This window comes from Flavobacterium sp. 38, from assembly GCF_057799715.1.
The window spans coordinates 102,937-117,608 of the sequence record NZ_JBYNWZ010000005.1 but is presented as its reverse complement, the minus strand read 5'-3'; the positions used below and the strand labels follow the sequence as shown (position 1 = coordinate 117,608).

The window sequence follows — 14,672 nt, the reverse complement described above, 5'->3', positions numbered from 1 at the left end:
TTTTTGATTATTTTAAATGTTTCTCAGATTAGCTTTTTACTGGATCTGGTAAAACTGTACCTTTAATAGTAAGGATTTTTGTTGGTTGTCCTTCTGCGTTAGAAGTTACTGTTACCGTTTTTGTGAAAGCACCAACTCTGTCAGTAGCATATTTTACACCAATAACACCTTTAGCTCCTGGAGCAATTGGTTCTTTTGGAGTTGTTGGAACAGTACATCCACAAGATCCTTGAGTGTTAGTAATGATTAATGGTTTTGTTCCGTTGTTAACAAAAACAAACTCACGTTTTCCATCAGCATTGTGAGCGATAGTTCCGTAATCAATAGTTTCTGTTTCGAAAAGCATACCTGCTCCTTCAACTTTTGCAACTTTAGTAGCTTTAGCTTTTTTAGTTGTTTGTGCATTTGTTGCTGTGATACCAGCTACAGCCAACATAGCGAATAAAATTATTTTTTTCATCTTTAAGGGTCTTTTTTTAAATGATAAACAAAGCTATGTAAAATTCTCCAACCGTAAACTAAAAAAATCTTAAAATATTTTAATTTTTGAAGCTTTCGATATGCCGTTAAAAAATCATAAATTCGCTGTCTTAATTTTTTCATTTTAAAACATTACAATTTGGCAGCTAAAGAAAAAGTGGTGAAGGAAACACCTTTAATGAAACAGTACAACGAGATCAAGGCTAAATATCCTGATGCCTGTCTGCTTTTCAGAGTAGGAGATTTTTATGAAACATTTGGAGAAGATGCCATTAGAGCTTCAAAGATTTTAGGAATTACATTAACTAAAAGAGGAGCAGGATCTGATACTGAAACGGCGCTAGCTGGGTTTCCGCATCATTCTGTAAACACTTATTTGCCAAAGTTGGTAAAAGCAGGACTTCGTGTAGCGATCTGTGATCAGCTGGAAGATCCAAAAATGACGAAAACCATTGTGAAAAGAGGAGTAACAGAACTTGTGACTCCAGGGGTTTCTTTGAACGATGAGGTTTTACAGTCAAAATCAAATAACTTCTTAGCATCGGTTTATTTTGCTAATAAAAATATCGGAATTTCATTTTTAGATGTTTCTACAGGAGAGTTTTTAACGGCTCAGGGAAATGCAGAATACATCGATAAATTATTACAGAACTTCAATCCGAGTGAGGTTTTGGTTCCAAAGAATAATAAGAATGATTTTAAAACTGCTTTTGGAGAAGATTTTCATAGTTTCTATTTAGAAGATTGGATTTATAAAGAAGATTATGCTTTAGAAACCTTAACAAAGCATTTTCAAACGAACTCTTTAAAAGGATTTGGTGTTGAAGAATTGAAGGAAGGAATCATTGCTTCTGGAGCAATTTTGTACTACTTATCAGAAACGCAGCACAATCGTGTTCAGCACATAACGGCGATTCAGCGTATTGCAGAAGATGCTTACGTTTGGATGGATCGTTTTACAATTCGAAACTTAGAATTATACCATAGCTATAATCCAAATGCGGTTACACTTTTGGATGTGATTGATAAAACGCTTTCGCCAATGGGAGGGCGTTTGTTGAAACGCTGGCTGGCATTGCCTTTAAAGGATGCAAACAAAGTAAAAAGCCGACATGAAGTTGTAGCGTATTTAAAATCGAATCCTGAGATCCTACATAATATTCAGTATCAGATTAAGCAGATTTCGGATTTAGAGCGTTTGATTTCTAAAATTGCGGCAGGTAAAGTTTCACCAAGAGAAATTATTTATCTAAAGGAATCTTTAGATGCCATTATTCCGATTAAAACTCTAGCGCTTGAAAGTCCGCAGGAAGCAGTGAAAGTAATTGGAGACAGTTTGCACGCTTGTGATCTGCTTCGTGAAAAAATTAAAACCACTTTAAATCAGGATGCTCCTGTTGCAATTTCAAAAGGAAACGCGATTGCAAAAGGGATTAATGAAGAGTTGGATGAATTGCGAGCGATTTCAACTTCTGGAAAAGAATTTTTAGAAGGAATTGAAAAAAGAGAATCGGAACGCACAGGAATTTCTTCATTGAAGATTTCATTTAATAATGTTTTTGGATATTATATCGAAGTTCGAAATACACATAAAGATAAAGTTCCAGAAGAATGGATTCGTAAACAGACTTTGGTAAACGCAGAGCGTTATATTACTGAAGAATTAAAAGAATATGAAACTAAAATTTTAGGAGCAGAAGAAAAGATCTATAAAATAGAAAGCGAACTTTTTGAACAATTAGTAGCGTGGATTGGAACTTATATTAAACCGGTTCAAATGAATGCGTATTTAATTGCGCAATTAGATTGCTTGTGTTCGTTTACTCAAATGGCTGTTGAAAACCAATATGTATGTCCTGAAATCGACGATACTTTCGAATTGGATATCAAAAACGGAAGACACCCTGTAATCGAAAAACAATTGCCTGTTGGAACGCCTTATATTGCCAACGATGTCTTTTTAGATCGCGAAACACAGCAGATTATTATGATTACTGGACCTAATATGTCGGGTAAGTCTGCAATTTTAAGACAAACCGCTTTAATTGTGCTTTTGGCTCAAATGGGAAGTTTTGTCCCTGCTGATAGTGTTAGAATGGGAATTGTAGATAAGATATTTACTAGAGTTGGGGCTTCAGACAACATCTCGATGGGTGAATCTACATTTATGGTTGAAATGAACGAAACGGCTTCTATTTTGAATAATATTTCAGATAGGAGTTTGGTATTGCTTGATGAGATCGGAAGAGGAACAAGTACCTACGACGGAATCTCGATTGCTTGGGCGATTGCTGAATTCTTGCACGAACATCCGGGAAGAGCAAAAACGCTTTTTGCAACGCATTATCATGAGCTGAATGAAATGACAGAATCGATGCCGAGAATCCAAAATTTCAATGTGGCGGTAAAAGAGCTAAAAGATACCGTTCTGTTTGTTAGAAAACTGGTAAAAGGAGGAAGTGCGCACAGTTTCGGAATTCACGTGGCTAAAATGGCGGGAATGCCACAATTGGTTATTTCGAAAGCGCAAAAGCTGTTGAAGAAATTAGAAAAGAATCATTCGAGCGATGCTCTAAACGGAATAAAATCGGCAAACGAAGAAATGCAGATGAGTTTCTTTAATTTGGATGATCCATTGTTGGAAGAGATAAAAGAAGAAATTCTGAATCTCGATATTAATGCAATTACACCTGTAGAAGCGTTAATGAAACTGAATGAGATTAAAAGAATGCTGGTTAAAAAATAATTTTAAATAATTTTCAAATTTAAAGTTTAGGTTATCAGAAAGTTATAAAATAAGTCGATTTTTTTTTGAAAAAACGCTTGTGTAATTGAATAAATGTCCTAAATTTGCACTCGCAATACGAAACAAATCAAGTGTTGCAGTTCTTAGTAAAATTTGAAAAATGCGAAAATAGCTCAGTTGGTAGAGCGCGACCTTGCCAAGGTCGAGGTCGCGGGTTCGAGCCCCGTTTTTCGCTCAAAAACCATACAATGCTCGGATGGTGAAATTGGTAGACACGCTGGACTTAAAATCCAGTGAACAGCAATGTTCGTGCGGGTTCAAGTCCCGCTCTGAGTACTAAAGCCTCTTCTTTTGAAGAGGCTTTTTTGTTTCTAGGCTGTGCTGAGGGTTCTGAGGTGCTAAGATTCTGAGGTTCTGAGAATTTTTGGTGCTAGGTAGAGGCTTAGTGGCTTAGTGGCTCAGTATCTTAAAAAAAAATCAACAATCTAAAATTTATAAATGGGTGCTTTTGTAATTAGCAAGCGATTTAATGATGAATATAAATTTACGTTTACTTCGAGAAGAGGGAAAGTAATTTTTACGAGCCTGAGTTATGAGTTGAGGTTTGAATGTGAGGAAGATATTGAAAAGTTTAAGGCGAATGTCGATCAGGCTAAGTTTTTAAAATTTAAAGGTTCTGGAGGAAAGTATTTTTTCAAATTGATGTTGGGAGAGGTGCACTTTGCTACGAGCCGTAAATATAGTACGGAATTGCTTTTGCAGAAAGGAATAAAAGAAATTGTAACCTATTCTTCTAGGTCGGAAATTTTAGATTTCTCTTCAAGTGAATCAATTTTTGGAGATGAAGAGTCTGAAGAAGAAGAGGAAGAGGCTGCTGAATAATAATAAAAAAAAGCGTCTGCAAATTGCGGACGCTTTTTTTTGTGTTTAATAGTGATTATCGAAAAATTAATCACAAAAAAAAACCATCTAAAAAGATGGTTTTAAAATCGTTAGAACTTAGGTTCTAATTATTTTTTTACTTCTTCTACTTTAGCAGCAGCAGAATCAACTTTAGCAGCAGCAGAATCAACAGTTGCAGCAGCAGAATCAACAACAGCAGCAGCTGAATCAACAGCAACAGCAGTAGAATCTACAGCAGGAGCTTCAGCAGCAGCGTCAGCTTTTTTACAAGATACAACAGTTAATACAGCAACAACAGCTAAACTTAAAAATACTTTTTTCATCTTACTTTATTATAAAAGGTTAATTATTAATTCGTGGCAAAGATATAAATTTTTTAATATGTAAAATATTTTTTCACTTTTTTTTTAAAATATTTTCCTTACTCACGATTATCTTATTTATCAAAGAATATGCCAAAATTATAAAAATTTCTTAAATTATTTAATTTATCGCGTAAATAATTTTTTATTAAATATTCTTTATAAAAACAGGTGGTTTTATTTTCTGGCTTATGGTTTGTTTTGTTTTTTAAGAGTATTTATTCAAGTGCGCTTGCTTAAAAATAGCGCTGTTTTTACTCTTTTTCTGAAATAAATGGCTCTTATAAGTCTCCAAGGCTACGAAACGAGCTTTATAATCGTATCGGTTGCTCCTTTATTATCTTGAATAAATGATCTGCAGATTTCACTTTTTTCTTTTAGAAAGCTTGGGTCGTTTAATAATAGGTCCAGAATTTCTTTTAATTCTGTGCTTGTTGTTATTGGTGTGCAGCCGCCAATTTCAACTAAAGCAATTGCTTCTGCAAAATTGGAATAGTTAGGGCCAATTACAATCGGAATTCCAAATGTGGCCGGTTCCAGAATATTGTGTATTCCAGGATTTCCAAATCCGCCGCCTACATAAGCGATCGTTCCATAACTATAAATCTTAGTCAAGATTCCGACAATATCAATTATAAAGACATTATAAACAGATAAATCTTTGTTTTCTTTCTCTGAAAATAAAACGGTCGATTTGGTAATTTTTGATTGAAGATCTGAAATCTGATCTGGTTTAATGTTGTGCGGAGCAATAATGAACTTAACATTTTCAGGCGCCTGATTGATGTATTCTGCGATTAAAACTTCGTCTTTTGGCCATGAGCTTCCGATAACAATTGTAGGCTGATTGTTTTTGAAATTTTCAATATAATCCAAACGGTTGTTTCTTTCTAAAATGGCGTCTACACGATCAAAACGGGTATCGCCCGAAACAATTACATTTTTAAAGCCAAGGCTTTCTACTTTCTGTTTCGATTTTTCATTCTGAACAAAGAAATAAGTGAAAGCATTTAAAGCTTTTCTATAAAATCCGCCGTACCATTTAAAGAACATTTGGTTGTCTCTAAAAATTCCAGAAATTAAATAAGTTGGAGTCTTATGGTTTTCAAGTTCTTTTAAATAATTCAACCAAAATTCATATTTGATGAAAAAAGCTTTTTCAGGATGAACTATTTTAATGAATTTTTTTGCATTGTTTTTAGTATCCAAAGGAAGGTAAACAGTGGCGTCTGCGACTGTGTTATTTTTACGCACTTCGTATCCAGAAGGTGAAAAAAAGGTAACAACAATTTTGTGAGCCGGATATTTTTCTTTGATTTTTTCTATAACAGGAAGTCCTTGCTCGTATTCGCCCAACGATGCAGAATGAAACCAAATGGTCTTATCTTCAGGTTTTATTTTTTCTTGTAGTGTATCAAAAACATTTTTTCGCCCCTCTACAAAAAGCTTAATTTTCGGACTAAACAAGGCTATGATTCTTAAGAAAAATCCTGCGAGGTGGATGGCTAAATTGTATAAAAAAAGCATGTAATTTTTTTTGCAGCTAAATTACATTTCTTTCGACTATTTTCATTGGTTTGAAGCTATTAATAACTATTTTTGTTCCTCCTTTTAGAGATTTCTGTCTAAAAACAGTGTCTTTAATTTTTTAAATACATTCAAAATGAAAAAAATACAAATGGTTGACTTGAAGAGTCAATACGAAAAAATAAAATCTACTGTCGATGCTTCAATTCAGGAAGTTTTAGATACAAATACTTATATTAACGGTCCTTTAGTTCATCAGTTTCAAAAGAATCTTGAAGATTATTTAGGAGCAAAACACGTTATTCCATGCGCAAACGGAACAGATGCTTTGCAGATTGCCATGATGGGATTAGGTCTTCAGCCAGGAGACGAAGTGATTACTGCCGATTTTACTTTTGCGGCAACTGTTGAGGTTATTGCTTTGTTGCAATTAACTCCAGTTTTGGTAGATGTTGATATGGTAAATATGAATATTGATATCGATGCGCTTAAAAAAGCAATTACGCCAAAAACAAAAGCAATTGTTCCAGTTCATTTATTTGGACGCGCTGCCAATATGGATGCGATTATGGAAATTGCAACTCAGTATAATTTATATGTAATCGAAGACAATGCTCAAGCAATTGGAGCAGACTATGTTTCTAAATCGGGTTCTAAAGCTAAGGTTGGAACAATCGGTCAAGTTGCAGCGACTTCTTTCTTTCCATCTAAAAACTTAGGATGTTACGGAGATGGAGGAGCAATTTTTACAAACGATGATAAATTAGCACACATCATCCGTGGAATCGTAAATCACGGAATGTACGAGCGTTACCATCACGATGTTGTGGGAGTAAATTCTCGTTTAGACAGTATTCAGGCAGGAGTTTTAAATGCAAAATTGCCTCTTTTAGATGAGTACAACAAAGCGCGCCGTTTAGCAGCGACAAAATACAATGCGGCTTTTGCTGGAAATGCAAAAATTATAACTCCAGAATTTGATGCAAACGAAAATGATCACGTTTTTCATCAGTATGTTTTAAGAATTATCGATGCAGATCGTAATGCTTTAATGCAACATTTATTAGATAAAGGAATTCCATGTGCAATTTATTATCCAATTCCGCTTCACTCTCAAAAAGCATATTTAGATCCTCGTTATAAAGAAGAGCAGTTTCCTGTAACAAATCAGTTGGTTCAGGAAGTAATTGCGCTTCCAATGCATACAGAATTAGATGACGAGCAGATTAAATTTATTACAGACAGCGTAATTGAGTTTTTAAAATAATACAGCTTAAATATTAGCCAAATATAACCACAAACAACCACAAAATGAAAGTATTAGTAACGGGAGGATTAGGATTTATCGGATCGCATACTGTAGTCGAATTGCAAAATGAAGGCTTTGAAGTCGTGATTATTGATAATCTTTCCAATTCTTCAGAAGATGTTTTAAAAGGAATTACAGCCATTACAGGTAAAACGCCTTTATTCGAAAAATTAGATTTAAGAGAAAAAAGTGCTGTTCGGGATTTCTTTAAAAAACACGATGATGTTACAGGTGTAATTCATTTTGCAGCTTCAAAAGCAGTTGGAGAAAGTGTTGAGCAGCCATTGTTGTACTATGAAAACAACATTAGCAGTTTAATTTATCTTTTACAGGAATTACAGCAAAAACCAGAGGCAAGTTTTATTTTCAGCTCTTCTTGTACGGTTTACGGTCAAGCCGAAAAAATGCCAATTACAGAAGATGCTCCAGTCCAAACAGCAATGTCTCCTTACGGAAACACCAAACAAATTGGAGAAGAAATCATTACCGATACTGCAAAGGTTACCAATATCAGCGCTATTTTATTGCGTTATTTTAATCCAATTGGGGCGCATGAATCAGTAGAAATTGGAGAATTGCCATTAGGAGTTCCTCAGAATTTGGTTCCATTTATTACACAGACTGGAGTAGGTTTACGTCAGGAATTATCGGTTTTCGGAAACGATTATCCAACACCAGACGGAACTGCAGTTCGCGATTATATTCACGTTGTTGATTTAGCAAAAGCGCACGTAATTGCATTACAGCGTTTGTTGAATAAAAAGAATTTAGCAAAAGTGGAAACTTTCAATTTAGGAACAGGAAAAGGAAGCTCTGTTTTGGAAGTCATTCATAGTTTTGAAAAAGTCAGCGATAAAAAGCTGCCTTACAAAATGATGCCTCGCCGTGAAGGAGATATTACTGAAGCGTATGCAAATACAGATAAGGCGAATAATGTGCTAGGATGGAAGGCTGAATTGAGTTTAGACGAAGCTATGGCAAGCGCTTGGAAATGGGAACAAAAAGTGAGGAATAAATAAATTTCTTATCAATTAAAATTATAAAATTTTAAGATCCCAAATTATAGCAGTATAATTTGGGATTTTTTTTAGCTGACTGATTATCATGAAACAAAGTTTAGATTATAAATTAATATTTGCCTTAATGGCCGTTGGAATTATCTGGGGAACTACTTTCTTAGGAATCAGGGTTGCGGTCGAAACTATTCCGCCATGGTTTGTAACATCAATTCGTCAAGGATTGGCAGGAATAATTATGATGGTTATTTTGCTGTTTAAAAAAGAATTAAAATGGATTGGTTGGGAAAATTTAAAACATCAGCTTGTTGCATCGGTTTGCATGCTTGTTATTGCGAATGGTTTTACCACAATTGCAGAACAGACTTTGCCAAGCGGATTAGCTTCTGTTATTAGTGCTTTGGCTCCGATACTTATTTTTCTAGGAAGTATTTTGTTCGGATTGCAAAAAATGAGTTTCAAAGGATTTATGGGAGTAGTTATCGGTTTCTCTGGGGTTGTTTTAATATTCAAAGACGGACTCGGCTCTTTTTTGGATGAAGATTATAGAACCGGAATGATATTCATGGGATTTGCAATCACAGCGTGGGCAGCAGGAACCATTTATACCAAAATTCACGGAAGTAAATCCAAGAATATTATCTTGAATTTATTTTACCAATTTTCAATGGCTTCTTGCATTCAATTGGTTTTGGCTTCTATTTTTTCTCCAAATCCAGATATCAGTTCGTGGAGTCTGACCAGTATAGGTGCAGCTTTGTACTTGTCAATTTTCGGATCGGTAATTGCTTTTTTTAGTTATAATTATGCCTTGAAACATGTTACGCCGGTACAGGTTTCTATTCTGGCCTATATCAACACCATTATTGCAGTGTTTTTAGGCTGGCTTCTTTTGAATGAAAAGATAACTGTTGAGTTTATAATTGCAACAATTTTGATTATTTTAGGAGTTTTTATTATTAATTATAAAAAGAAAGAAAAATCTCTCAATTAAATTTTTGACTCAATCTTTTATTGTAAATTTGACAAATTAAAAGTGATTATGGATGCAAAGAAAGAAAACGAGAAAAACAATAAGGTTGGAGAGACTGCTGTTGGATATCAGCCGATAAGACCAAAATTTAAAGGAATAGATCACGAGACTTTTGATTTTGATGCTGAGTTTGCAAACGGATTGACTTTAGAAGAGGCTAAAGCAGAATCAATTAAAAGAATAAGAAAGTGGTGGGGACAAAGAGAGCACAAAGGAATTGATCACGAAACTTTCGATTTTGATACTGAGTTTGCAAGAGGATTGACTTCTGAAGAATTTAAAGCTGAAATGCATAAAAGGATACAAGCCTATCCTTGGAAAAATAAACATTAAGTATTCGTAGAGATGCACCGCAGTGCATCTAACATAAAGTAAAAAATCCCGAATTCAAAATTTAATGAATTCGGGATTTTAAATTTATATTTTAACTGATCACTAAAAAAAAAACTGACCACTGATCACTTTAAAAATTAAGCATTAGCAGTAGCAGCTTCTTTATCAATTTTGTTAATTAATCCAGCTAAAACTTTTCCAGGACCAACTTCAGTAAATAAAGTTGCGCCGTCAGCGATCATTTGTTGTACAGATTGTGTCCATTTTACAGGAGCTGTTAATTGAATGATTAAGTTCTTTTTAATTTCGTTTGCATCAGAAACTGCATTTGCAGTAACATTTTGATACACTGGACAAATTGGAGTAGAGAAAGTAGTAGCTTCAATTGCAGCAGCCAATTCTTCTCTTGCAGGTTCCATCATTGGCGAGTGGAAAGCGCCTCCAACAGGCAAAATCAAAGCACGTTTTGCTCCAGCAGCTTTCATCGCTTCACAAGCTTTTTCAACAGCAGTAGTTTCTCCAGAAATTACCAATTGACCAGGGCAGTTATAGTTTGCAGCAACCACAACACCATCAATAGAAGCGCAAACTTCTTCAACAACATTATCAGCTAAACCTAAAACCGCGGCCATTGTAGACGGAGTGATTTCGCAAGCTTTCTGCATTGCTTGAGCGCGCTGAGAAACTAATTTAAGACCGTCTTCAAAAGACAAAGTTCCGTTTGCTACTAAAGCTGAAAATTCTCCTAAAGAATGCCCCGCAACCATTTCCGGTTTAAAATCTTCCAAAGTTTTAGCTAAAATAACAGAGTGTAAAAATACAGCTGGTTGTGTAACTTTAGTTTCTTTTAGTTCTTCGGCAGTACCTTCGAACATGATATCTGTAATTCTGAAACCTAGAATTTCATTTGCTTTTTCGAATAATTCTTTGGCTAAAGCCGAATTTTCATAAAGGTCTTTACCCATTCCTGTGAACTGTGCACCTTGACCCGGAAATACGTATGCTTTCATTTGTCTAATTTAATTTTTTATTTTTTTTTAAAATTGAAAATTAGTTTCAATTGGAAGGCAAAAGTACTATTTTTTTAACTTGTATAACCCTTAAACATGTAAATCCATGCTAATCTTGAAAATCGGAGATTGAAAGGAGTGAGCAAAGTAATGACAACAGCAATGATTGGAAGGATTCTCAAATCGAAGTTGGTTTCAAAAAAATACTGCGCAATACAATACGTCGCAATTCCTTGAGCCACCGTTAATCCATAATTTACGTACATCGCGCCAAAGAAATAACCAGGCTCTTTTTGGAATTTATAATGGCAATGACTGCAATATTCGTTCATTTTTGGAAAACTGAAGTTCAGAAAAATATTCTTGTCTGTAAAAACTTTTCCTTTGTGACAAACAGGACATTCGTTTTTTAAAATATGAGTTAATGCGCTTGACATGATTTTATTGATTTTTGTTTATACAAAGGTAATTTGTAATGACTTAAAAGTCTTTTTTATATCTTCGCTTATTATAGCACAAAAAAGACATTTTTAACTAAATTTTCAAAATCTAAATTCCAAATTCCAAATCGATCAATAGTATTCTGTAATCAGAAATCAATAAAAATTTTTTGTGTATGAAAAGATATCCTATTTACAGCGTTCAGAATTTCAGCTGTAACGACATTCACCGTGATTTTTATGTCAATACTTTTAAAGAACATTTAAAAAGCCACAGTTTTGTCGAAGAACCGCATCGTCATGATTCCTATTTAATGGTTTTTTTTACGAAAGGTTCAGGATTGCATGAAGTGGATTTTGATCAGTTTGAAATCAAAAGAGGGAGTCTTTTTGTTTTACAGCCTGGACAAATGCATCATTGGAATTTGTCTGAAGACATAGAAGGTTTCGTAATCATCTTTTCTCAGGAATTGTACAATTTGTATTTTGGACAAAAAAAAATCAACGATTATAATTTTTATCATTCCATTCATAACAGACCAGAAATGGTTTTTGAAGAAAATGAAATTCCTAAAATCCTGCCTTATTTCAATTTATTGATTCAGGAAAACACTCAAAACAACAAATATCAATTAGATAAATTACTGAATTTATTAGATTGCATTCATATCGAAGTGTCTAGAAAATATAGCGAAACCTATTCGCATCAAACGCATTCGTACAATATCAAAATCAATACTTTCGAATCTCTTTTAGAAGAATATTTCAGAACCGAAAAACTGCCTTCTTTCTATGCAGAAAAATTAAATATTACTTTAAAACATCTAAACCGAATCTGCAACGAAATCCTTCAAAAAACAGCAACAGAAGTTATTACAGATCGGGTAATCCTAGAAATCAAAAGAATGCTGATCGATAAACAATTAGCCGTAAACGAAGTCGCTTTTAAAGTTGGCTACGAAGATTACTCGTATTTTTCCCGCTTCTTCAAAAAACGAACCGGAATGTCCCCAACAGAATTTAGAAATACAGTGCGATAGTTTTTTCCGCCACGAATTCACGAATTATTTTTTGCCACAGATTAAAAGAATTATTTGGATTTTTTAATCTGTGAAAATCTTTTTAATCTGTGGCAAAAAAACTTAGTGCCTTAGTGTCTTCGTGGCAAACAAAAAAGCCCTGCACTTCATAGCACAGAGCTTTTAACCAACCAATTTTAATCTAAAACCAAAAGATTAAGCTTGTTTTACAAATTGTAATTCGATATTTAATTTTACTTCTTCACCAACTAAAACCCCTCCAGTTTCAAGAGCAGAGTTCCAGTTTAAGCCCCAATCTTTACGATTGATTTTTCCTTCTATGCTTAAACCAACTTTAGTATTTCCCCAAGGATCAGTCAGGATTCCGCTGTATTCAACTGGAAATGTTACTGATTTTGAAACACCTTTAATGTTTAAATCTCCAGTAATTTCGTAGCTTCCTTCATTGATTTTTTTGAAAGCAGAAGATTTGAAAGTTAATTTTGGATGATTCTCAGCGTCAAAGAAATCACCGCTTCTTAAATGCCCGTCACGATCTGCATTTGCAGTGTCAACAGAAGCGATATCAGCAGAAAAGCTGAAATCTGCATTGTCAAAACTTTCACCTTCTGTAATTGCAGAAGCATCATAAGTTCCAAATTTTCCTGAAACATTAGTAAACATCATGTGTTTAACTTTAAAACCAATTTCTGAGTGAGTTGGGTCAATTGACCATTTTGTAGTTGCCATAATTTTATTTTTTAAATAATTAATTTGTTTCATTTTGATAGGACAAAGTTACGGTGACAGTTGTCCTGAAGCACTTAACCTAGATTAAGAAATGAAAAATGTGATTTATTTTAGTTAAGCTACAGATTTTTTGTTTGCCACGAATTACACGAATCCTCACGAATTTTATTTGTTTTTAATTTGTGTAATTAGTGAAATTCGTGGCTTAAACTTTAGTAAATTACAAAAAAAAGAAACGGCAACAATCTGATTTGTAGATTTATTGCCGTTTCCAAGTACAGGTATTTAATTGTTTTTGTTTGAATTAATAATTCATCGGAACATCCATTAATAAAAATTCAGCATCTGTGTTGGCTTGAATCTTAAGAGTGTTAGTTCCTGAAATTCCAACGGCATCACGGCTGTTCAATTCCTGACCGTTGATGGTTACATTTCCTTTCAAAACGAAAGCGTAAACTCCGTTTCCTTCTTTTTTGATTTTATATTCCGCAGAAACTCCAGAATCGAAATTCCCCATATTGAACCAAGCGTCTTGGTGAATCCAAACCCCTTCATCGTCTGCATTTGGAGATAAAACCTGAGACAATTTATTATGTCTGTCGGCAACATCTAAAGTAATTTGTTGGTAACGAGGCGTTACATTTCTTTTGTTTGGAAACAACCAAATCTGCAATAATTTAGTCTGCTGATCTGCATTTGGGTTAAACTCGCTGTGCTGAATTCCAGTTCCCGCACTCATCACCTGAATGTCTCCGTTTTTGATCACTTCAGTGTTTCCCATACTGTCTTTGTGAGCCAAATCTCCTTCAAGCGGAATTGTGATAATTTCCATATTATCATGCGGATGCGTTCCAAAACCCATTCCGGCAGCAATCGTATCATCGTTTAAAACTCTCAAAGCTCCAAACTGAATTTTATCTGGGTTGTACCAGCTCGCAAAACTGAAACTGTGATAAGCATTTAACCAACCATGATTTGCATTTCCTCTTGATTCTGCTTTATGTAATACTATATTTTCCATGACTTTGTCGTTTTGTTATTTTTATAGTACAAAGATACCACCATGGTAAAGGAAAAGCACTTAATCTAGGTTAAGAAAGATTCTGAGTTATTCTTTCTGTAGTTTTAAAGATTTAGTAAAATTATCTAATTGACACATTTCCAAATTATCTAATTGATTTTTTGAAGCAGAAATTTTATTTTTCAAAAGAAGTCTAGTCCCGCTATCCGTTTCAATCTTTTGTGTCGAACCCCGTCACAAAAGGATTTCCACTTCTATCGGGGCTAATTTAGAAGTTTTTGTTTTCAAAAGTAGAAACGTAAAGAAACCACAATCTTGTCATTTCGACGAAGGAGAAATCTTCGTTAGAAACTCGACAAAGATTAATGATATTGTATGATTTTGTTAGTTGGTAACTAATTTGCCATCAGGATATTTGTAGAACTCAAGGTCTAATTTGTACAAGCTTTTGTTTATTTCTTCATTATCAAGTTCTTCAACTTCTCGATTTCGTAGTTTTGATATAAGATCTTTCTCTGATAATTTTTTAGGATTTATTAAAGCAATTGCTTTCTCAAGAATTTTTGCGGTTTTATCTTTGCCATTTCTCTTTAATATTTTTAATGTTTCAAAACAATTTTGACCACTATTAAAAAAGTATTGATTAAAACCACCATTATTAACTTCCATTTCTAATTCTTGAATGTTAGCCATTGGCTTGGAATTTTTGTCAAATGAATTTTG

15 protein-coding genes and 2 tRNA genes are annotated in these 14,672 nt (G+C 34.1%); 9 read left to right on the top strand and 8 right to left on the bottom strand.

Annotation, left to right across the window (positions count from 1 at the left end):
* Window positions 1-28: 28 nt before the first annotated feature.
* A complete protein-coding gene (locus AC3E9W_RS14195; protein WP_109191880.1) occupies window positions 29-460 on the bottom strand; it encodes a DUF1573 domain-containing protein in 432 nt (143 codons plus the stop codon).
* Between the two features lie 159 nt (window positions 461-619).
* On the opposite strand from AC3E9W_RS14195, the gene mutS reads away from it, so the two are divergent.
* From mutS to AC3E9W_RS14175, 4 genes are all read left to right on the top strand, one after another.
* Window positions 620-3,226, top strand: coding sequence for a DNA mismatch repair protein MutS (gene mutS / locus AC3E9W_RS14190; protein WP_488768843.1), 2,607 nt, complete (start codon window positions 620-622; stop codon window positions 3,224-3,226).
* A 162-nt stretch (window positions 3,227-3,388) separates the two neighbouring features.
* Window positions 3,389-3,461 (top strand) — tRNA-Gly (locus tag AC3E9W_RS14185).
* A gap of 15 nt (window positions 3,462-3,476) precedes the next feature.
* Window positions 3,477-3,562 (top strand) — tRNA-Leu (locus AC3E9W_RS14180).
* A 162-nt stretch (window positions 3,563-3,724) separates the two neighbouring features.
* Window positions 3,725-4,108 (top strand): DUF1508 domain-containing protein, encoded by a 384-nt coding sequence (locus tag AC3E9W_RS14175; RefSeq protein ID WP_456893835.1) that lies wholly within the window; start codon window positions 3,725-3,727, stop codon window positions 4,106-4,108.
* A gap of 128 nt (window positions 4,109-4,236) precedes the next feature.
* Here the strand turns inward: AC3E9W_RS14175 and AC3E9W_RS14170 are convergent, their stop codons facing one another.
* Together AC3E9W_RS14170 and AC3E9W_RS14165 are read right to left on the bottom strand one after the other, a co-directional pair.
* Window positions 4,237-4,452, bottom strand: coding sequence for a PG1828 family lipoprotein (locus AC3E9W_RS14170; RefSeq protein WP_008467260.1), 216 nt, complete (start codon window positions 4,450-4,452; stop codon window positions 4,237-4,239).
* Window positions 4,453-4,788: 336 nt separating this feature from the next.
* Window positions 4,789-6,018, bottom strand: a complete 1,230-nt coding sequence (locus AC3E9W_RS14165) for a 3-deoxy-D-manno-octulosonic acid transferase (RefSeq protein ID WP_488768842.1) — start codon at window positions 6,016-6,018, stop codon at window positions 4,789-4,791.
* A gap of 136 nt (window positions 6,019-6,154) precedes the next feature.
* Between AC3E9W_RS14165 and AC3E9W_RS14160 the strand changes: the two genes are divergently transcribed.
* From AC3E9W_RS14160 to AC3E9W_RS14145, 4 genes are all read left to right on the top strand, one after another.
* Complete coding sequence (locus AC3E9W_RS14160) at window positions 6,155-7,285, top strand: DegT/DnrJ/EryC1/StrS family aminotransferase (protein WP_488768841.1); 1,131 nt, start codon at window positions 6,155-6,157, stop codon at window positions 7,283-7,285.
* 44 nt (window positions 7,286-7,329) lie between these two features.
* A complete protein-coding gene (galE, locus tag AC3E9W_RS14155) occupies window positions 7,330-8,346 on the top strand; it encodes a UDP-glucose 4-epimerase GalE (RefSeq protein ID WP_488768840.1) in 1,017 nt (338 codons plus the stop codon).
* A gap of 85 nt (window positions 8,347-8,431) precedes the next feature.
* Window positions 8,432-9,337: a DMT family transporter gene (locus AC3E9W_RS14150; RefSeq protein ID WP_488768839.1), complete on the top strand. Its 906-nt coding sequence runs from the start codon at window positions 8,432-8,434 to the stop codon at window positions 9,335-9,337.
* 48 nt (window positions 9,338-9,385) lie between these two features.
* Window positions 9,386-9,709 carry a hypothetical protein gene (locus tag AC3E9W_RS14145; RefSeq protein ID WP_488768838.1) on the top strand — a complete coding sequence of 108 codons (324 nt, stop codon included), beginning with the start codon at window positions 9,386-9,388 and terminating at the stop codon, window positions 9,707-9,709.
* Window positions 9,710-9,846: 137 nt separating this feature from the next.
* Here the strand turns inward: AC3E9W_RS14145 and fabD are convergent, their stop codons facing one another.
* Both fabD and AC3E9W_RS14135 read right to left on the bottom strand, forming a co-directional pair.
* The gene (fabD, locus tag AC3E9W_RS14140) at window positions 9,847-10,719 is read right to left on the bottom strand and encodes an ACP S-malonyltransferase (protein WP_456893842.1); all 873 of its coding nucleotides are present in this window, start codon (window positions 10,717-10,719) and stop codon (window positions 9,847-9,849) included.
* Between the two features lie 74 nt (window positions 10,720-10,793).
* A complete protein-coding gene (locus AC3E9W_RS14135; protein ID WP_091492477.1) occupies window positions 10,794-11,156 on the bottom strand; it encodes a DUF983 domain-containing protein in 363 nt (120 codons plus the stop codon).
* A gap of 179 nt (window positions 11,157-11,335) precedes the next feature.
* Here AC3E9W_RS14135 and AC3E9W_RS14130 point away from each other — a divergent pair, with 179 nt between their 5' ends.
* The gene (locus AC3E9W_RS14130) at window positions 11,336-12,199 is read left to right on the top strand and encodes a helix-turn-helix domain-containing protein (RefSeq protein WP_488768837.1); all 864 of its coding nucleotides are present in this window, start codon (window positions 11,336-11,338) and stop codon (window positions 12,197-12,199) included.
* Window positions 12,200-12,394: 195 nt separating this feature from the next.
* Here the strand turns inward: AC3E9W_RS14130 and AC3E9W_RS14125 are convergent, their stop codons facing one another.
* The 3 genes from AC3E9W_RS14125 to AC3E9W_RS14115 all read right to left on the bottom strand — a co-directional run bounded on the left by AC3E9W_RS14125 (window position 12,395) and on the right by AC3E9W_RS14115 (window position 14,642).
* Window positions 12,395-12,928 (bottom strand): YceI family protein, encoded by a 534-nt coding sequence (locus tag AC3E9W_RS14125; RefSeq protein WP_488768836.1) that lies wholly within the window; start codon window positions 12,926-12,928, stop codon window positions 12,395-12,397.
* Between the two features lie 304 nt (window positions 12,929-13,232).
* Entirely contained in the window at window positions 13,233-13,949 is a 717-nt protein-coding gene (locus tag AC3E9W_RS14120) for a pirin family protein (RefSeq protein ID WP_488768835.1), read from the bottom strand.
* Window positions 13,950-14,333: 384 nt separating this feature from the next.
* Window positions 14,334-14,642, bottom strand: a complete 309-nt coding sequence (locus tag AC3E9W_RS14115; RefSeq protein ID WP_488768834.1) for a DMP19 family protein — start codon at window positions 14,640-14,642, stop codon at window positions 14,334-14,336.
* Window positions 14,643-14,672: the final 30 nt, after the last annotated feature.